Raw genomic sequence first — 18866 nt, 5'->3', positions numbered from 1 at the left:
CGGCGGCGACGGCACCGTGGCGGCCGCCGCGACCGTGGCCGTCGACGCGGGCCTGCCGCTGGCCGTCTTCCCCGCCGGGACGTTCAACCACTTCGCCAAGGACATCGGCTGCGACACCGTCGCCAAGACCGTGGACGCGATCCGGCGCGGCAGCGTCGCCTGCGTAGACCTGGTGTGCCTCAACGAGACTCAGATGATCCTCAACACCGCCAGCATCGGCGCCTACCCCGCCTTCGTCCACCAGCGGGAGAAGCTCGAGAAACGCATCGGCAAGCCGCTCGCCAGCTTCTATTCGATGCTGCACACGCTGCGCCACGACGAGCCGGTCAGGATCTGCTACGACAACAAGACCCTGCTGACGTCGATGTTCTTCCTCGGCAATTCGGTATACCTGCCAAAGGGATTCGCCCCGGCACGGCGCGTGCGCCTCGACGACGGATTGATCGACGTCCGCATCCTGGAGGCCGGTCGCCCCTGGGCGAGGACCAGGATCCTGACCGCGCTGGCCCTCGGGCGCCTGGAGCGCAGCCCGCTCTACCACGAATTGCAGGCGCCCGAATTCAGCTTCTCCGCGGTGGACGGCCCCACCTGCATCGCCCGCGACGGTGAGGCCCGCGAGGAGTACGACGAGGCCAGGTTCGTCGCAAAATACCGCGCGCTGCCGGTGTTTCGCCCGCTTCCTTAGGGGCGGAGCGATCCGATCTCGTCAGTCGGCCGTCGCTAGGCCCGAGGGCACAAATCCTGGCGGGCGTAGCCGATGAGGTCGGCGGCCTGCTGGGGGCTGAGCCCCTTGGCGCCCAGATCGCTGTCGGAGCGTTGCAGCGCCAAGTCCGCCAGCTGCTGGGGCGTCGCGCCGGCACTCAATTGGCTGCATATCTTCCAGCCCGTCACCAGCAGCGCCGAGTCGCCGCCGCCCACGTCGTGGAGCCCGATGCCGTGCAGGTCGTTGAGGTAGCTCACGTCGTCGGCGTGCACCGGGCCGGCCACGGCGATCGCGGCGGCAAGAAGCGGGCCGCCGATGAGTGCCGTGGTCGTGAGTGGGCCGAGGCGCTTCGGCGCTGCCATAGCTGATTCTCCTTCGACTGTTTTGCCGCGCGATATGGATGGCGAATTTTTACATGAAACGGTCGAATGGACACGCTGGCCCGACAATAAATCTGGGGGAATGACGGCGGGCCGGGGAGTTACAGCACAGTTGACAGTGTGCTGACCCGATCCTGACCGGTTGTCCTTCTCCAGCGGGTCTTCCGGTCCCGTCTCGTCCCGGGTGATTTCTGCCGAGCTGTCGCGGTCGCTACGTCATTGCCCGGCCTGACCGTTTGTGCCGGCAATGGCGTTTCCGGTTCCGTAGGTGGTGGCTGTACCACCGGACCCGCCGGCACCACCGGGGGGGCCGTCCCCGCCGTTCCCCCCATCGCCGCCGGTGGCGTTAGCCGGAGAGGAACTGTTTTGGATCGTCGCCTGGCCCCCGCCCCCACCGGCGCCGCCGCCAGCGCCGTTGAAGCCCGTACCGCCAACGCCACCAGTCCCGCCGGTAACGTTTCCGTTCCCGGAATCAGTTACCGCACCGCCGGTCCCACCCGATCCCCCGGTGCCGCCGGCATCGCTCGCGTCGCCGCCATTGCCGCCGTTGATACCTGCGACCCCCGCGGCCCCCGCAACACCCGCCCCGCCGGCTCCGCCAGCCCCGCCGTTGCCGATCAACCCGGCAGAACCACCGGCACCTCCGGCCTGCCCCGGCCCCCCCGAACCGCCGTTACCGCCGTTGCCATACAGCCAGCCCCCGGCCCCGCCGGCGGCCCCCGTGCCCGCCGCCCCATTCCCGCCGTTGCCGACCAGCGGGCGACCCGTCAATATCTGCCACGGCGAAAACCACTGCACCCCCGACGCTGCCTGCTCCAGGCTGCCCAGCTGCGGCACACTGACCGACTCCGCAGCTGCATACGCACCCCCCGCTCCGCTTAACGCCTGCACGAACTCGGCATGAAACACCGCCGCCTGCGCGCTAAGCGCCTGAAACTGCTGCCCGTGACCGGAAAACAGCGCCGCGATCGCCGCCGACACCTCATCCTCGGCCGCCGCGAGCACCGACGTCGTCGACGCCGACGCCACCGCGTGAGCCGCTCGCAACGACGAGCCGAGACCGTCCACCTGGACAGCCGCGGCTGCCAATTCCTCCGGGGTCGCAATCACGAACGACAAAGGGGACCTCTTCCTTTCGGCCCCCGGAACCCCCAACTATCCGCCGCAAACGACCGTCGAACAGGAAAAACATAGCTCGGCAACCGCCGTCAGGAAACCCTTAGCCTGAAACCGTGGATGGGGCGAACCAAACCTCACCGCGACGGCCCTCGCACCCCTGATAGTTACGCTGCGGCTTTCGAAACCACAACGTTGGGTTTGATATTCGGGCCATCTGTGGCTCTATGGTCCGGTAGGAAGTCGGTGGGGCAGCCGTGCTGCTCGACGTGGAGCCAGCTCGTCGCCGCCCACCCCCGCGGCACCCACGACACCACCGCCGGCCCCGCCCTGACCGGCCGCGTCGGTCGCGCCGGCCCCGCCATTACCGAACAGGATCCCGCCGGCACCGCCATTGGCTTGCGCCAATGTGCCTCCCGCCACCCCGTTGGCTCCGTTACCGATCAGCGGGCGCCCTAACAGCGACTCGGTGGGCGCATTCACCGCGTTGAGCAGACTCTGCTCGACGGTCTGCAATGGCGACGCGTTGCCCGCCTCTACGGCTGCATACGCGCTCCCCGCCCCGTTCAACTGCCGCACGAACTCGGCATGAAACGCCGCCGCCTGCGCGCTAAGCGCCTGAAACTGCTGCCCGTGACCGGAAAACAGCGACGCGATCGCCGCCGACACCTCATCCTCGGCCGCGACCAGAATCCCCGTCGTCGGGGCCGCCGCGACTGCGTTGGCCGCGTTAAGCGTCGAGCCGATATTTGCCAAATCCGTTGCCACCGAGGTCATCATCTCCGGCACCGCGATCACAAACGACATGTCGATCCACCTACCCGATAGCACCGAACCTCCGGCCGAACAACACTATCGTTGGCCGGCGACACTTTGAACCGGGTTGTGCCATTCGTTGACTCGGTGTGGCGCCAGCGTCGCGCAGGTGTGCCGGGCCGCGTGCAGCTTGATATGGCGCGCGCCGGCGGCCTTCACCGACACGGGCTAATCGAACAGTTCGGACAGTATTCGCGCTGCTCAATCGTGGAGCCGATGACGGGAATCGAACCCGCGTATTCAGCTTGGGAAGCTGATGTTCTGCCATTGAACTACATCGGCGCGCTCGCCCGAACAGGCTAGCATCCGGCCCCGTGCAGGCACGCGGGTTCGTCGGGCACCATGCTCGGACGCCAACCATCCGAACTGCCGTCGGGGCCATTGATATCCGATCAATCCCCGTGCGCGGCGGGTCGCCGAAATCGGTCCGGAGGACTAATCGGGCGGCCCACCAGAACCGCATACTGGCTCGTAGACGAGCCGAACAAATGTCCGACACCGACACATTAAACGGACATATTTATTAATTCGTTATTGTGCCGTAATCTGCTTGCCGTGGGTCGGCACGAATTACCGAAGGCGCGCGGAAAGTCGTCCGCTGTGTTCGCGGCGCTGCTCGCGCCGGCCGCCGCCTTCTTCGTGGCGGGGGCCGACTGCCATCCACTCCCGGTCCACCACGAAGCCACGCCGGTGGCCGAGACGGCGTCGTCGTTCGAGATCGTGGCCGAGGAGCCCGGCGCTCACGCCGCCGGCACCGGCCCGGCCCGAACCGAACTGGTGCGGGCCTCCAGGCTGCGGGTCAGCAGCCGGTTCCTGCCCCCCGGAGTTGCACCCGAGCGGGGGCTGCAGGTGAGGACGATCCTGGCCGCCCGCGCTATCAGCGACGCCTTCCCCGAGATTCACCAAATGGGTGGCGTGCGGCCGGATCCGCTGCCATGGCATCCGCTCGGCCTGGCGATCGACGTGATGATCCCCAATCCGAGCAGCACGGAGGGCATAGCGTTGGGCGACAAGATCGTCGCTTACGTGTTGGCGAACTCGAATCGATTCGGGATACAGGATGCGATCTGGCGTGGCATGTACTACACGCCGCATGGTGCGCGGGCGATGGGGATCGGCCACTACGACCACGTCCACGTCACCACGACCGGCGGCGGATATCCCAAGGGCGGGGAGACCTACCTCCGCTGAGTCGGGGCGGGCGTTCCCGCCAGCAGATAGGCTCATCCGGTGCTGCTCTCCGATCGTGACCTCAGGTCCGAAATCAGCGCCGGCCGACTCGGCATCGACCCGTTCGACGACACCCTGGTCCAGCCGTCCAGCATCGACGTCCGCCTCGACAGCCTGTTCCGGGTCTTCAACAACACCCGCTACACCCACATCGATCCCGCGCAGCAGCAGGACGAGCTGACCAGCCTGGTGCAGCCGGTCAACGGGGAGCCGTTCGTGCTGCACCCCGGCGAATTCGTGCTCGGGGCGACGCTGGAGCTGTTCACCCTGCCCGACGACCTGGCCGGGCGTCTGGAGGGCAAGTCGTCCCTGGGCCGGCTGGGCCTGTTGACGCACTCGACGGCCGGCTTCATCGATCCGGGGTTCAGCGGCCACATCACCCTCGAGTTGTCCAACGTCGCCAACCTGCCGATCACCCTGTGGCCGGGGATGAAGATCGGTCAGCTGTGCATCCTGCGGTTGACCAGCCCCGCCGAGCACCCCTACGGCAGTTCCCGTGTCGGCTCGAAGTACCAGGGCCAGCGGGGACCGACGCCGTCGCGCTCGTATCAGAACTTCATAAGATCTACCTAGCTTCCCAGGGCCCCCCGCGCAGCGATTGTGAGCGATCATTAAACGGTCCGTGGTTTCTCCTCCACCCGACCATGGCTTACTCGTAACTCTTTGGAGGGGTTGATTTTGGATATCGTGCTCGGGGTGTCGATGGCACCGGCATCGATACAGATGGTGGTCGTCGAAGGCGAGAACGCCGACGGCGCCACCGTAGAAGAGGATGAGTTCGAAGTCCCCGCCGGTGACGACACGGCCACCGCGGCCGCGCCCGATCGGGTGATCGCGGCCATTCTCGGTACCCGCGAGGGAGCGGCCGAGGCCGGCCTCGAGCTGGCAGCGATCGGGGTGACGTGGACCGAGCCGGTCGAGGCCGCCGCATTGCGCGACGCGCTGGCCGCCCACAAGATCGAGAACGTCATGCTTGTTTCGGCTTTCCTGGCCGCGGCGGCGCTGGCCCAAAACGTCGGTGGCGCAATCGGTTATGGCCGCACGGCCGTGCTCTTTGTCGAGCCCGACACCGCGACGCTGGCCGTGGTGGAGACTTCCGACGGCTCGGTCGCCGACATCTACCAGCGGCCGATTTACGCCGAGTCCTACGAGGAGGCCACCGAGCAGCTCGTCGGGCTGCTCGCCCGGCTGGACGGCCTGCCGTCGGCGCCGGACGGCCTGTTCGTGGTGGGTTCGGGCGTGGACATCGCCCCGATCAAGCCGGTGCTGGAGTCGGCGACTTCGCTGGAAGTCACCGCCCCGGAGGACCCGGAGACGGCGCTGGCGCGGGGGGCCGCCCTGGCGTCGGCAAACGCGCCGCTGTTCGTGTCGTCGACCGCCGCCCTGGCGTACGCCCAAGACCCGGGCACCGGCGCCGTCGAGGGCTACGTCCTACCCGAATACTTGAGTTACACCGGCGGTCCCGTCGACGACGAGCTGGCCTACAGCGCCGTCCCCGACGAAGACGCCAGCGCGCAGACCGTCGTCATCGAGAAGCTGTTCCTGCCCGAAGAAAGTGAACCGCGCCGCAGGCCGGTCCTGCTGGTCGGCAGCGGGTTGGCGGTGGTGGGCATCAGCGCGGTGCTGGCACTCGAGATCGCTCTGGCGATTGGCATTCGGACGACGGGCACCGTCGCATTGCGCCCCACACCCGCGCAAAACCTCATCGTCCCGACCCAGCAGGCCCCGGCGCCCGTCCAGGCATCGGCGCCCGCGCAGAGGATCAGACTTCCGGAGCAGGTTGCCGCCCCCAAGCCGCTGGCCCCCGCCTTTGTGGCGCCCGCCCCGGCGGCTCCGATCCCTGCGGCGCCTCCGATCCCCGCGGCGGCCCCGGCGGTCCCCGTTCCGGTCGTCGTTCCCCCATTGGCGCCGATGTTGGCGCCGCCGATCAGGGTGCCGGCGCCCAATCCCGTGCTGACACCGCCGGTCATCCAGGCCCCTCGGGTGCAGGTTCCGCAGCCCGTGACGCCGCAGGTGCCCGTGCACATCCCTGATGCGCAGACGCCGACGAACCTCGGTGGCTCGGTGCCGGGCTTTCCCCCCAAGTCGAGCGGCACGGGTGGCGGACACCTCGCGATTCCCGGCACACCTCCCGGCGGTCAAGTCGGAGGCGGGCCGGTTCGCACCCCGGGCACCGGCCCCGGCGGACCCGGGCAGGGTATTCGAGGTGTCCCCGGTGTCCCGGGCAGCGGTCCCGGCGCCGAGCCAGGGCTTCCCGAAGTCGGCGGCCCCTTCGGCGGCGGCGGTCCCCTCGGCGGCGGTCATGGCGCCGAGCCAGGGCTTCCCGGAGTCGGCGGCCCGTTCGGTGGCGGCGGTGGTCCGTTCGGTGGTGGTGGTCCGTTCGGCGGTGGCGGCGGCCACGGCTTCGGTGGCTTCGGCGGTGGTGGCGGCGGCCACGGCTTCGGTGGCTTCGGCGGTGGCGGCGGCTTTGGCGGTGGCGGGCACAGATAGTGCGGGTTGACCGGCGCGCTGCTGAACCGCGACCGGCCGAACCTTGCTCGTCGAAGGCGCTTCGGTCGCTTGCCCGGCCCACTGGGAGCCGCCGCAGCCGTCCGGTGGAGCACGACGGCGTGTGTCCTGCCGCGTAAAATCTGGTTACTAGGGGAATAACAGGTGAGGGCTTACAGCGCCTCGCCTTCGGGGAGCATGCGACCACGACGTCTGCACCGGCATGCACGTGGCTCGGGTCAACAAACGGTAATGGGGGAGCTTTGGACACCGTACTTGGCGTGTCGATGGCGCCGACAGCAGTGCGAATGGTGTTGGTAGAAGGCCAAAATGGCGAGGGTGCAACCGTCGACGAGGACAACTTCACCGTCCAGGCTGACGATGACGCCGCGACCGTCAGCGCAGCCGACCAGGTGGTCTCGGCGATCCTGGGCACCCGCGAGGGAGCCGTCGAGGGCGGCTATCAGCTCGCGGCGACGGGCGTCACGTTCACCGACCCCATAGAGGCCGCCGCCCTGCGCGACGCACTGGCGACGCACAAGGTCGAGAATGTGATGCTCGTCTCGGCTTTCCTGGCCGCGGCGGCACTGGCGCAATCCGTGGGCGGCGCCGCCACGGTCGGCAAGCTGTCGGTGCCGCCGGCATGGGTTTCCTCTCCGGGCATCCAGCTGACCGGGAGCGCGTCGCCGCTGTCGGCCGCTCAACCGGGCGGGTCGCCACCGGCCGGATTGGCCGGACCGGGCGGCATGTTCGGCGGGATCCCGCCGGTCGGCAGCCTGGTCAACGCACCGCGCGGCGAGCAGACCCGCTCCCGGTCCGAACCGGGCAAGAAAGTCATCCCGGCGCTGCCCGGGGAGGAGGGCGCCAGCGGGGCCACCGCCGCCCGGCCCGCGCAGCCGCAGCCTGCCCGCCAGCATGTCGCGAGCGCCTTGAGCGACCGCGAACGCGAGGAGCTCGACGTGCTGCGCAAGCAGATCGCCGAGGCGGCCACGGAGCGCGACGCGGCGGCGCGGCTCATCAAGGAGGCCATGCTGTGATCGGCGTCCTGGATTTCGCGGCGTTGCCGCCGGAGGTGAACTCGGCCCGGATGTACGCGGGCCCGGGCCCCGGGTCGCTGACTGCGGCCGCGGCGGCCTGGGAGGCGGTGGCGGCGGAGTTGAGTTCGACGGCGGACTCCTACCGGGCGGTGGTGTCGACGCTGACGGGCGGGCCCTGGGTGGGTCCGTCTTCGGGATCGATGGCCGCCGCGGTGGCGCCGTATCTGTCGTGGATGAATGCCGCCGCCGCCACGGCGACGCACACCGCCGCTCAGCTGGGGTCCGCGGTTGCGGCCTACGAGGCGGCGTTCGCGGCCACGGTGCCCCCGGTGCAGATCGAGGTGAACCGGGCGTTGTTGGCGTCGCTGCTGGCCACCAACACGTTCGGGCAGAACACCGCGGCGATCGCGGCCACCGAGGCGCAGTACGCCGAGATGTGGGCCCAGGACGCCGCGGCGATGTACGGCTACGCCGGGGCTTCGGCGGCCGCGACCAGCGTGACGCCGTTCAACCCGCCGCCGCCCACCACCAGCCAGTCCGGGACGGCGACGCAGGGCACCGCCGCCAGCAACGCCGCCGCCGGCGCGACCGGATCCAGCACCCAATCGGCGCTCGCGAACGTCCCGAACATGCTGCAGGGCCTTTCGGGACCCACGGCCGCGGCGCCCGCGTCCGGCAATCCGATCATCGATTACCTGAATGGGCCGAACCCCATCCTCGACGTGCTGAACAGCTATCCGCTCCAGACGTTCCACACGCTCAGCGCCGGCACGGTGGGCTATCAGATCCTTTCCGAGGGGCTGAACTTCGATGCCTCCGGCGCCATGCTGACGCTCGCCCCCCCGGTGGCCGCGGGGTGGAACCCGTTGGTGAATTCGCTGTCGGCGCCGGCCGCGGGGGCGGCGAAGAGCACGGCGGCGGCGGTTTCCCCGGCTTCCCCGGTTTCGGCGGGGGCGGAGGCCACGGTGGGTTCGGCGGAGGTCACGGCGGCTTCGGGCGCCGTTAACCTTCGGGCTCACCTGTCATCTGGCGTTTGCCTCCCGATCAGTCGGGCGATGCAGTTAGCTCATCGCGGCCACCTACACCGGTGGTATGAGATGCACCGTCTTTGGCACCGGTTACCTGGGCGCTACCCATGCGGTCGGGATGGCCGAACTGGGACATGAGGTGGTCGGGGTCGACATCGATCCCGGCAAGATCGCCAAGCTCGCGGGCGGTGACATCCCGTTTTACGAGCCCGACCTGCGAAAGTTGTTGAACGAGAACCTGAATGCCGGCCGGCTGCATTTCACCACCGACTACGACATGGCTGCCGATTTTGCCGACGTGCACTTCCTGGGCGTCGGCACCCCGCAGAAGAAGGGGGAGTACGGCGCCGACCTGCGCCACGTCAATGCCGTCATCGATGCGCTGGTGCCCCGGCTCACGAGGGCGTCTGTTCTTGTTGGGAAGTCGACGGTGCCGGTGGGCACCGCGGCCGAGCTCGCGAACCGCGCCGCCGCGTTGGCCCCCGACGGCGTCGACGTCGAAATAGCGTGGAATCCGGAATTCTTGCGCGAAGGCCTCGCCGTGCAGGACACGCTGCACCCGGACCGCATCGTTCTTGGGGTGCAACGCGACTCGGTACGGGCCGAGAAGGCCGTCCGGGAGTTGTATGCGCCTCTGCTCGACGACGGCATCCCGTTCATGGTGACCGACCTGCAGACCGCCGAGCTGGTCAAGGTGTCGGCGAATGCCTTTCTGGCGACCAAGATCTCGTTCATCAACGCGATTTCCGAGGTGTGCGAGGCGGCCGGCGCCGACGTCAGCCTGCTCGCCGATGCGCTCGGGTACGACCCCCGCATCGGACGCCAATGCCTCAACGCCGGTTTGGGTTTCGGCGGGGGGTGCCTGCCCAAAGACATCCGTGCGTTCATGGCCCGCGCCGGCGAGCTGGGCGCCGACCAGGCCCTGACGTTCCTGCGTGAGGTGGACAGCATCAACATGCGCCGCCGCACCCGCATGGTGGAGCTGGCCAGCGCCGCGTGCGGCGGATCGCTGCTGGGCGCCAACATCGCGGTGCTGGGCGCGGCGTTCAAGCCCGAATCCGACGACGTGCGCGACTCGCCGGCGCTGAACGTGGCGGGGCAACTGCAGCTCAACGGGGCCGCCGTCAACGTCTACGACCCGAAGGCCCTGGACAACGCGCAGCGGTTGTTCCCGACGCTGAACTACGCGGTATCGGTCGAAGAGGCCTGCGATCGGGCCGACGCGGTGCTGCTGCTCACCGAGTGGCGGCAGTTCGTCGAACTCGACCCCGACGACCTGGCCGACCGGGTGCGCGCGCGCGTGATCGTCGACGGCCGCAACTGCCTCGACGCGGCGCGCTGGCGCTCGGCGGGCTGGAAGGTGTTCAGGCTCGGGGCGCCGCGGCCCTAACCGGGTCGGGCTTGAGCGCCGGGCCCGTCAGAACGGTGGTGGGTCGTCGTCGCCGTCATGTGGGGCCGTACCGAAGTAGTCGGGGGCCAAGGCTTTTCGGTCCCGCCGGACGCGGTTCAGGGCCCGCTCGGCGTCGATGCGACGGCTGCGGTCTTGCACGCGGGTGCGGCGACGCGTGGGCATCATGATGCCGCGCTGGCCGGAGGCCGGTAATGAGGTTGCGCCGGTGGGCAATTCACCCGTCGGCACACACAAGGAAGGGAACAGCAGCCGGCTGCCTGGCCGGGTGGTGTAGGTCTGCCCGGTCGGCGAGGTCCACACGATGGTGCCATCGGGCCACTGCTTGTCACGCCAGCCGGTCCAGAAAGTCTTGAGCAAGTGATGTTTTCGGCACAGACATTTCAGGTTGGAGGGGTGGGTCGGCCCGAACGGATACGGGACGGTGTGGTCGATGTCGGCGCATTCCGCCGGGCGATCGCAGGCCAGCTCCTCGCCGCCGGCGGCCAGGGTCCCCAGGGCGTCGGCGCGCCGCTGGGCCAGGGTGCGGGGGTCGTCATCGCAGACCTGATGGGCCATCTGCGTGAGCCGCCGATCCAACACCGCCGCGTCGTTGGCAAGTAGCCGGCCCCACAGCGCGGCGGTGCCCGACTCGCCGTCGCCCTGGGCGATCACCACTTCCCGGTTGCGGGCACCGATGCGGGTACGGCGCACGGCGGCGGGGTCGTGGCGATCCACGATGGCGTCGATAGCCTGCGCGGTCTTCGTCACCGTCAGCGGCCCGAACCGGGCCGCGTCGGCGGCGAGCGCGGCATCGACGCGCGCCAGGATGTCGGGGTCTTTGATCAGGTCGGTGTGCCAGACGATGGCGCCGGCCAGCCGCGCGCTGATCGCGCCCTCGGCCAGCAGGGCACCCACCCGCGGCAACCGGTGCCGCAGCGCCACGGCCTGATACATCTGCCCCGACGCCAAGGTGTGGCTGATCCCCAGGGCGGCGGCGACCTCGGCGGCCATCGCATCCCAGTTGTCGCACGACCAGTGCGCCGAGTCGGTGGGGCCGTCGGCGTGGCGGGCCACCAGTTCCGCGATCGCCGCCAGCCGCCGCCCCGCCGCGGCAGCCTCGGCCCGCGCGCAGTGGCGGATCGCGGCCACCACCGCGTCATCGGGGGCGCCCCGCAGTTGGGCCGGGTCGGGCAACGACATATCGAACATGATTTCGAACAATATCCGGGTCGCATGACAAATGACGGCCGCCCAGTCCCGCCCTGTGCATAAACCGCCAACTGTGCATAACTCACCGAGTAGCCTGACCGCCGTGGACTACGCCACCGCATTCCTCGAAGAGAACAGCGCGTTTTCGGAGTTGTTCACCGACGTCGACCCGTCGACTCCGGTGCCGACCTGCCCGGGATGGACGCTCGAGCAGCTCTTGCGCCACGTCGGCCGGGGTGACCGCTGGGCGGCACAGATCGTGCGCGAACGGCTCCAGGAATTCCTCGACCCCCGCAGCGTCGAGGGCGGCAAGCCACCACCGGAACGGGCAGACGCGATCTCCTGGCTGCAGGGCGGCGGCCGGCGACTTGTGGACGCCGTCAAATTGACCGGTGCCGAGACGCCGGTCTGGACCTTCCTCGGGCATCGACCGGCGAACTGGTGGATCCGGCGCAGGTTGCACGAAACGGCGGTGCACCGTGCCGACGTCGCCATCTCCACGGGAGGCGAATTCGCCCTGGCTCCCGAGATCGCGGCCGACGGGATCACCGAATGGCTGGAACGGGTGGCCATCCAGGCCGGCGCCGACGGTGGCCCGCTCCCGCTCGAAGAGGGCAGCACGCTGCACCTGCACGCCACCGACCCGGGGCTGGGCGACGCGGGCGAATGGACGGTGACACTCGACGGCGGCACGGTCGCCTGGAGCCATGAGCACGGCAAGGGCAGCGTCGCGCTGCGCGGCGGCGCCACCGATCTGCTGCTGGCGATCTTGCGCCGAGTGCCCCTCGCCGAGACCGGGATCGAGTTGTTCGGCGACGACGCGGTATGGGCCACCTGGCTGGACCGAACGCCCCTTTGAGCCGACTCGACACGGTACCTTGCTGACCATGACCACATCGGAGATCGCCACCGTGCTGGCCTGGAACGACGCCCTCAACGAGGCCGACCTGGACACCCTGGTCGCCCTGTCCAGCGACGACATCGAGATCGGCGACGCGCACGGGGCCGCGCAGGGCCACGAGGCGCTGCGCCGCTGGGCCGCCTCGCTCAACGCCAAGGCCGAACTCGGCCGCATGTATGTGCACGACGGCGTCGTGGTCGTCGAACAGGAGATCAGCGCCCCGGACCGTTCGGAGGCCAACACGAGCGCCGCGTCGGCGTTCCGCGTGGTCCACGACCACGTCACCTCGGTGTTCCGCCACGAAGACCTGGCGTCGGCGTTGGCGGCCACCGAACTCACCGAGGCCGACCGGGTCGACTGAAAGGAGCGGGCAGATGCGCGGAATCATCCTGGCCGGCGGCTCGGGCACCCGCCTGCACCCGATCACGATCGGCATCAGCAAGCAGTTGTTGCCGGTGTACGACAAGCCGATGATCTACTACCCGCTGTCCACGCTGATGATGGCCGGCATCCGCGACATCCTGGTGATCACCACCCCGCACGACGCGGCGGGTTTTGAGCGTCTGCTGGGCGACGGCTCCCAATTCGGCATCAACCTCACCTACACGATTCAGGAGCGGCCCGACGGTCTGGCCCAGGCGTTCGTTCTGGGCGCGGGCCACATCGGCAATGACTCCGTGGCATTGGTGTTGGGGGACAACATCTTCTACGGTCCCCGCCTGGGCACCAGCTTGTCCCGCTTCCAATCCATGGAAGGCGGCGCCATTTTCGCCTACTGGGTCGCCAACCCCTCGGCCTACGGTGTGGTCGAGTTCAGCGACGACGGGATGGCGCTGTCACTGGAGGAGAAGCCGGCCACGCCGAAATCGAACTTCGCGGTGCCGGGCCTCTACTTCTATGACAACGAGGTCATCGAAATCGCAAGCAGCATAAAGAAATCCGCGCGCGGCGAGTATGAGATCACCGAGGTCAACCAGATCTACCTCAACCGCGGCCGGCTCGCCGTCGAGGTGATGGCCCGCGGCACGGCCTGGCTGGACACCGGGACGTTCGACTCGCTGCTGGATGCCAGCGACTACGTCCGGACCCTGGAGCGACGACAGGGCCTGAAGGTCAGCGTCCCCGAGGAAATCGCTTGGCAGCAAGGCTGGATCAGCGACGAGCAGCTGGCCCGGCGCGCCCAGAGCCTGCTCAAGTCCGGGTACGGGAGCTATCTGCAGGAGCTGCTGGAACGCCGCCGCTAGCCGGTCGAGGTGTCGCCAATACCGCGGCGATCGCCGTCGTCAGCGGCACCGACAGGGCCAGCGCGATCCCGCCCACCGCCGAACGGACGAGTTCGATGGACACGCTCTCACCGGTCAGCACGTCACCCAGCGATCGGTTGGCGACGCTGAACAACAGCAGCAGCGGCAGCGAGCTGCCGGCGTAGGCCAGCACCAGGGTGTACACCGTGCTGGCGATATGGTCGCGGCCCACCCGCAGCGCGCCCAGGAAAGCGGCGCGCCGCGAGGCGCCGAGGTGGGCGAGTTCGAACACCGTCGACGACTGGGTGACGGTGACGTCGTTGAGCACCCCCAGGGACCCGATGATGAAGCCGGCCAGCAACAGCCCGCTGATCGACACGCTGCCCAGGTACGTGCTGACCGTCGCGTTCTGTTCGTCCGACAGGCCCGTCAGGTGCGCCAATTGTATTGCGCCCCAAGATAACCCGGCCGCCAGCAACAATGCCGACAGGGTCCCGAGCAGGGCGGCGCTGGTGCGCAGGCTGACGCCGTGCGCCAGGTAGATCACGGCGTACAGGATCGCCGCCGAGGCCACCAGCGCAACGGGGACCGCGGGGGCGCCGTCGCGCAGGGCCGGCAGCAGGAACACCACGAGCACCCCGAACGCCACCACGATGCCGACCAGCGCGAGCAGGCCGCGCCAGCGCGCGACCGCGACGATCACCACCGCGAACGCCAGGCCCAGCCCCGCCAGCGGCCAGCCCCGCTCGAAGTCGTAGAACGAATAGCTGGTGGCGCCCTGATCGTCGACCTGGCGGACGAGCCGGACGTGGTCCCCGGGAGCGAATTGTGGCTGGCCGGGGCCGGGGGAGAACTCCAGCAGGGTCCTGGCCCCGGCGTTCGGTCCGGAATCGATCGCGAACAAGGTCTGCACGCACCGCCCGGCGCCCGGCGCGGCCGGTGCGGGGGCGCTGGTGAGCACCTGGCTGGCCGACGGGCTGCCGCAGTCGCCCAGCGCGCTGGACAGCACGTGCCCGGCCTGGGTGCTCACGGCCCCGCCGGTCGCGTTCTGCAGCGGCATCGGGATGTCGACCCGCTGCCGGCTCGGCCACAGCACGACCGCGCCGGCCACCACGGCCACCCCGATCGCGATCAGCAGGCCGACGACGATGCGGGCGGGCAGGGACCCGAGCGGGGACGGGCCGGACAAGCTGTGCGAGTGGGAGTGCGTCACCCGCTCCACCGTAGAGGCGGTTACTGGCGGTAGCCGACCAGGAAGTTGCCCAACCGCTCGATCGCCTTGGCCAGATCGCGCGCCCAGGGCAGCGTCACGATGCGCAGATGGTCGGGCTCGGGCCAGTTGAAGCCGGTGCCCTGAGTGACCAGGATCTTCTCCTGCAGCAGCAGGTCGAGGACCAGCTGCTCGTCGTCCTCGATGTCGTAGACCTCGGGATCCAGCCGGGGAAACGCGTAGAGCGCGCCCTCGGGTTTGACGCAGGACACCCCGGGGATCTCGTTGAGCTTTTGCCACGCCACGTCGCGCTGTTCCAGCAGCCGCCCCCCGGGCAGCACCAGGTCATCGATGCTCTGGTGGCCGCCGAGGGCGACCTGGATTCCGTGCTGGGCGGGGACGTTGGGGCACAGCCGCATGTTCGCCAGCAGGCTGATGCCCTCGATGAAGCTGCTCGCGTGGTCCTTGGGGCCGGTGATCGCCAGCCAACCTGCCCGGTAACCGGCGACCCGGTACGCCTTCGACAGACCGTTGAACGTCAGGCACAGCATGTCGGGCGCGAGCGACGCCACGTTGATGTGCTTGGCGTCGTCGTAGAGGATCTTGTCGTAGATCTCGTCGGCCAGCAGCAGCAGCTCGTGCTTGCGCGCCAGGTCGACCATTTGCGTCAGCACTTCGCGGGTATAGACGGCGCCGGTCGGGTTGTTCGGGTTGATCACCACCAGCGCCTTGGTGCGCTCGGTGATCTTGGACTCCAGGTCGGCGATGTCGGGCTGCCAGCCCTGGGTCTCGTCGCACAGGTAATGGACGGGCGTGCCCCCCGCCAGGGACGTCGACGCCGTCCACAGCGGGTAGTCCGGGGACGGGATCAACACCTGGTCGCCGTTGTCGAGCAGGGCCTGCAACGTCATCGTGATCAGCTCGGAGCACCCATTGCCCAGGTAGACGTCGTCGACGTCGAAGCGGGGCGCTGGCGCGGCTTTGCCGCCGCGCTGTGCGGGACACCGGTCACGCTCAACGCGTCGAAGGCCATGCTCGACTCGCAACGCATCCCCGAAGGCGGGCTGATCGATGACGCGCTGTCGCAGATCGGCGCGTCCATCGGCAGGGTGGGGGAGCAGTGCCGCAAGCTGGCCGCCGGCCTCGACGGCTTCGCCGACGAGGTCGAAAGCGCCCAGGACGCGATCCGGGATCTGCTGCACCGGCTGGGGTCGCTGACCGACGTCATGCACGACGTGGCGCTGATTCTCGAAGGCAAAGCGCTCGACGAGATCAGGAAGATCGCCGCCGACATCGAGGCCGTGCTGCACAACCTGGGCCGCGAGGCTCGGGCCTTCGAACGGGGCATCACGGCGGTCATGCAGCTGGGCGACGGCCTGGTGGTCGAATTCGAGAAATACTTGCGCGGGCAGTTCACGCACTTCCTGGGCGAGCCGGTCGGCAACCAGGTCGCGACCGCCTTCGACACGTGGGTCAACGCGAACGAGGGCTTCGTCAAAGGCGCATACGGGATGGCGCAAGGCCTGGTCGACCTCGACCCGCGCTGGTTCGTGCTTGATCCCGACAGGGCGGCGGCCACCTGGAAGCCGATGACCAAGGGCAGCCCGTTCGACATGCTCCTGCATCCCGAGGAGGGCGCCGAAGCGGCTCTGCAGAACTTTAAGTCGCTTCTGCACCTCGACGATTGGAGTACGGCGCGGCCGGGGCTGGGTTTCGGTGAAAACGTCTTCGACGCCGCGATGCTGTTCCTCCCCGGAGCCGGGGAGGCCGGCGCCTCGGCCTGGGTGTCGGCCGGTGCCGCGACCGCCTTGGGCTGGGCCTTCGGCTCGGCCTTGGCCGCCTCTTTCGCGGCCGTTCCCTTCTCCGGCAGCGTCGCCTTGTCGTATTCCAGCGACCCGAGGAGCACCTGGGCGACATCGAGGACCTCGACGCCGCTGCGGCCGGCCTCCTCGGAGCGGTCGTTGACGCCGTCGGTGACCATCACCCGGCAGAACGGGCAGCCCGTCGCGATGGTCGAAGCGCCGGTGGCCAGCGCCTCGTCGACGCGCTCGTGGTTGATGCGCTTGCCGATGTGCTCTTCCATCCACATGCGCGCGCCGCCGGCGCCGCAGCAGAAGCTGCGCTCGGCGTGCCGCGGCATCTCGGTGAGCGTCGCCCCGGCGGCCCCGATCAGCTCGCGCGGCGCCTCGTACACCTTGTTGTGCCGGCCCAGGTAGCAGGGGTCGTGGTAGGTGATGTCCTGCGACACCGGCGTCACCGGGACCAGCTTGTTGTCGCGGATCAGCCGGTTGAGCAGCTGGGTGTGGTGCAGCACGGTGTAGTTGGCGCCCAGCTGCCGGTACTCGCGGCCCAGGGTGTTGAAGCAGTGCGGGCAGGTGACCACGACCTTGCGGTCCACGCTCTCCACGCCCTCGAACACCCCGTCCAGCGTCTCGACGGCCTGGGCGGCCAGCTGCTGGAACAGGAACTCGTTGCCCGAGCGGCGCGCGGAGTCGCCGTTGCAGGACTCCCCGGCCCCGAGCACCAGGTACTTCACCCCGGCGACGGCCAGCAGCTCGGCGACGGCCTTGGTGGTCTTCTTCGCCCTGTCGTCGTAGGCGCCCGCGCAGCCCACCCAGAACAGGTACTCGAAGCCGTCGAAGCTGTCGACGTCCTCGCCGTACACCGGGACGTCGAAGTCCACCTCGTCGATCCAGGCGGTCCGGTCGGAGGCGTTCTGGCCCCACGGGTTGCCCTTGTTCTCCAGGTTCTTGAACAGCGCCGACAGTTCGGTGGGGAACTCCGACTCCATCATCACCTGGTAGCGGCGCATATCCACGATGTGGTCGACGTGCTCGATGTCCACCGGGCACTGCTCGACGCACGCCCCGCACGTCACGCAGGACCACAGCACGTCGGGGTCGATCACGCCGCCCTGCTCGGCGGTGCCGACCAGCGGGCGGGTGGCCTGCCCCGGCCCGGAGCCCATGACCCGGCCGAAGCCGGACTCCGGCACGTGGTGCTCCTCGGCGTGCTTCTCGCCGGCCAGTTCCTCGCCGAGGCCCCCCTCGGGGGTGTTCTCGGTGGGCGTTTCCTTCTGGCCCAGGATGTAGGGCGCCTTGGCCATCCAGTGGTCGCGCAGGTCCATGATGACGAGCTTGGGCGACAGCGGCTTGCCGGTGTTCCAGGCCGGGCACTGCGACTGGCAGCGCCCGCACTCGGTGCAGGTCGCGAAGTCCAGCATCGCCTTCCAGCTGAAGTCCTCGATCTTGCCGCGCCCGAATTCGGCGTCGTCCGGCGGGTTTTCGAAGTCGACCGGCTTGCCCTCGTACTCGACCGGCTGCAGCGGGCCGAGCGCGTCGGGCAGGCGCTTGAAGATGACGTTGATGGGCGCGGTGAAGATGTGCAGGTGCTTGGAGTGCAGCACGAGGATCAGGAACGACAGCATCACCGCGATGTGCAGCAGCAGCGCCGTCGTCTCGATGATCTCGTTGGCGGGCTGGCCCAGCGGACGCAGGATCACGCCGAACAGCTGCGACAGGAACGCCCCCTTGCCGTAGGGCAGCGTGCCGTTGTTCACCGCGGATCCGCGGACGAACACGTAGGTCAGGATGACGTTGAAGATCATGAACAGGACCAGCCAGGCCCCGCCGTTGTGGGATCCGTAGAACCGCGACGAGCGGCCGATCTCACGCGGGTTGCGCAGCAGCCGGATGATCGCGAAGGTCGTGATCCCGAGGAAGACACCGGTTGCGAAGAAGTCCTGCAGGAAGCCCAGCAGGTCCCACCGGCCGATGATCGGGATGTGGAAATGGGCCTGAAAGAGGAACCCGTAGGCCTCGATGTAGACCGTCAGCAGGATGAAAAAGCCCCACATGGTGAAGAAATGGGCCAGGCCGGGAATCGACCATTTCAGCAGCCGGCGCTGGCCGAAGACCTCGGTGATCTCCGTCCAGACCCGGCGGCCGGGGTCGTCGGTGTGGCCGGGAGCCGGTTGGCCGGCCGTGACCAGTTTGAACAGGAACAGCACCCGTCGTGCGGCCAACGCCATCACGATCAGCGTCATGCCCATGCCCACCGTCAGTCTGACGAGCATCTGCGTGGTCACAGAAGATCTCCCCACTGTGTAGTCATCA

The 18866-nt window shown here is 68.8% G+C and carries 14 protein-coding genes, 1 tRNA gene and 3 pseudogenes; 10 read left to right on the top strand and 8 right to left on the bottom strand.

Going from position 1 to position 18866, the window contains the following annotated elements; genetic code table 11:
• A partial coding sequence (locus BN971_RS23830) for a diacylglycerol/lipid kinase family protein (protein WP_283159887.1) occupies positions 1 to 685 on the top strand: 685 nt, incomplete at its 5' end.
• 35 nt (positions 686 to 720) lie between these two features.
• On the opposite strand, the gene BN971_RS23825 is transcribed toward BN971_RS23830, so the two are convergent.
• From BN971_RS23825 to BN971_RS23810, 4 genes and pseudogenes are all read right to left on the bottom strand, one after another.
• Positions 721 to 1065 (bottom strand): DUF732 domain-containing protein, encoded by a 345-nt coding sequence (locus BN971_RS23825; RefSeq protein ID WP_085182880.1) that lies wholly within the window; start codon positions 1063 to 1065, stop codon positions 721 to 723.
• A gap of 240 nt (positions 1066 to 1305) precedes the next feature.
• Positions 1306 to 2202 (bottom strand): annotated as a pseudogene (locus BN971_RS26380) (PE family protein); the annotation flags it as partial.
• Positions 2203 to 2484: 282 nt separating this feature from the next.
• Positions 2485 to 3006, bottom strand: a pseudogene (locus BN971_RS23815) (PE family protein); the annotation flags it as partial.
• Positions 3007 to 3223: 217 nt separating this feature from the next.
• A tRNA-Gly gene (locus BN971_RS23810) sits at positions 3224 to 3297 on the bottom strand.
• 273 nt (positions 3298 to 3570) lie between these two features.
• Here BN971_RS23810 and BN971_RS23805 point away from each other — a divergent pair.
• The 6 genes from BN971_RS23805 to BN971_RS23780 all read left to right on the top strand — a co-directional run bounded on the left by BN971_RS23805 (position 3571) and on the right by BN971_RS23780 (position 10187).
• Positions 3571 to 4206: a VldE C-terminal domain-containing protein gene (locus BN971_RS23805; protein WP_085181759.1), complete on the top strand. Its 636-nt coding sequence runs from the start codon at positions 3571 to 3573 to the stop codon at positions 4204 to 4206.
• Between the two features lie 39 nt (positions 4207 to 4245).
• Positions 4246 to 4818, top strand: a complete 573-nt coding sequence (gene dcd / locus BN971_RS23800) for a dCTP deaminase (RefSeq protein WP_085181758.1) — start codon at positions 4246 to 4248, stop codon at positions 4816 to 4818.
• 105 nt (positions 4819 to 4923) lie between these two features.
• Positions 4924 to 6735 (top strand): DUF7159 family protein, encoded by a 1812-nt coding sequence (locus BN971_RS23795; RefSeq protein WP_139027168.1) that lies wholly within the window; start codon positions 4924 to 4926, stop codon positions 6733 to 6735.
• Between the two features lie 260 nt (positions 6736 to 6995).
• Positions 6996 to 7769 (top strand): PE/PPE C-terminal domain-containing protein, encoded by a 774-nt coding sequence (locus BN971_RS26375; protein ID WP_283159886.1) that lies wholly within the window; start codon positions 6996 to 6998, stop codon positions 7767 to 7769.
• An 8-nt stretch (positions 7770 to 7777) separates the two neighbouring features.
• Positions 7778 to 8935, top strand: a complete 1158-nt coding sequence (locus BN971_RS26370) for a PPE family protein (protein WP_090350690.1) — start codon at positions 7778 to 7780, stop codon at positions 8933 to 8935.
• Positions 8862 to 10187, top strand: coding sequence for a UDP-glucose dehydrogenase family protein (locus tag BN971_RS23780; protein WP_085178830.1), 1326 nt, complete (start codon positions 8862 to 8864; stop codon positions 10185 to 10187). Before BN971_RS26370 ends, BN971_RS23780 begins: the two co-directional genes overlap by 74 nt.
• Before the next feature lie 27 nt (positions 10188 to 10214).
• On the opposite strand, the gene BN971_RS23775 is transcribed toward BN971_RS23780, so the two are convergent.
• Positions 10215 to 11396 carry an HNH endonuclease signature motif containing protein gene (locus BN971_RS23775; RefSeq protein WP_090350689.1) on the bottom strand — a complete coding sequence of 394 codons (1182 nt, stop codon included), beginning with the start codon at positions 11394 to 11396 and terminating at the stop codon, positions 10215 to 10217.
• A 103-nt stretch (positions 11397 to 11499) separates the two neighbouring features.
• Between BN971_RS23775 and BN971_RS23770 the strand changes: the two genes are divergently transcribed.
• From BN971_RS23770 to rfbA, 3 genes are read left to right on the top strand one after another with little or no spacing between them, the layout of a single operon-like run.
• Entirely contained in the window at positions 11500 to 12255 is a 756-nt protein-coding gene (locus BN971_RS23770) for a maleylpyruvate isomerase family mycothiol-dependent enzyme (RefSeq protein WP_085178831.1), read from the top strand.
• A 28-nt stretch (positions 12256 to 12283) separates the two neighbouring features.
• Positions 12284 to 12658 (top strand): nuclear transport factor 2 family protein, encoded by a 375-nt coding sequence (locus BN971_RS23765; RefSeq protein ID WP_085178852.1) that lies wholly within the window; start codon positions 12284 to 12286, stop codon positions 12656 to 12658.
• A gap of 13 nt (positions 12659 to 12671) precedes the next feature.
• Positions 12672 to 13541: a glucose-1-phosphate thymidylyltransferase RfbA gene (gene rfbA, locus BN971_RS23760; protein WP_085178832.1), complete on the top strand. Its 870-nt coding sequence runs from the start codon at positions 12672 to 12674 to the stop codon at positions 13539 to 13541.
• Here rfbA and BN971_RS23755 read toward each other — a convergent pair.
• The 3 genes and pseudogenes from BN971_RS23755 to BN971_RS23745 all read right to left on the bottom strand — a co-directional run bounded on the left by BN971_RS23755 (position 13489) and on the right by BN971_RS23745 (position 18838).
• Positions 13489 to 14754, bottom strand: a complete 1266-nt coding sequence (locus BN971_RS23755) for a YibE/F family protein (protein ID WP_085178853.1) — start codon at positions 14752 to 14754, stop codon at positions 13489 to 13491. The two genes, rfbA and BN971_RS23755, sit on opposite strands and share 53 nt — an antisense overlap.
• A 20-nt stretch (positions 14755 to 14774) precedes the next feature.
• Positions 14775 to 15719 (bottom strand): annotated as a pseudogene (locus BN971_RS23750) (pyridoxal phosphate-dependent aminotransferase); the annotation flags it as partial.
• Positions 15668 to 18838: a (Fe-S)-binding protein gene (locus BN971_RS23745; protein ID WP_428978077.1), complete on the bottom strand. Its 3171-nt coding sequence runs from the start codon at positions 18836 to 18838 to the stop codon at positions 15668 to 15670. The pseudogene BN971_RS23750 and the gene BN971_RS23745, both read right to left, overlap by 52 nt.
• Between the last annotated feature and the right edge of the window lie 28 nt (positions 18839 to 18866).

The sequence above is a fragment of the Mycobacterium bohemicum DSM 44277 genome (genome assembly GCF_001053185.1).
Classification (GTDB): domain Bacteria; phylum Actinomycetota; class Actinomycetes; order Mycobacteriales; family Mycobacteriaceae; genus Mycobacterium; species Mycobacterium bohemicum.
The sequence above is the reverse complement of the archived record's forward strand: the minus strand, read 5'-3'. Positions and strand labels throughout refer to the sequence as shown.

Coding starts and splice junctions, on each gene's coding strand:
- BN971_RS23825 (WP_085182880.1), bottom strand. CDS start 1,065: ATGGCAGCGCCGAAGCGCCTCGGCCCACTCACGACCACGGCACTCATC.
- BN971_RS23780 (WP_085178830.1), top strand. CDS start 8,862: ATGAGATGCACCGTCTTTGGCACCGGTTACCTGGGCGCTACCCATGCG.
- BN971_RS23775 (WP_090350689.1), bottom strand. CDS start 11,396: ATGTTCGATATGTCGTTGCCCGACCCGGCCCAACTGCGGGGCGCCCCC.
- BN971_RS23765 (WP_085178852.1), top strand. CDS start 12,284: ATGACCACATCGGAGATCGCCACCGTGCTGGCCTGGAACGACGCCCTC.
- rfbA (WP_085178832.1), top strand. CDS start 12,672: ATGCGCGGAATCATCCTGGCCGGCGGCTCGGGCACCCGCCTGCACCCG.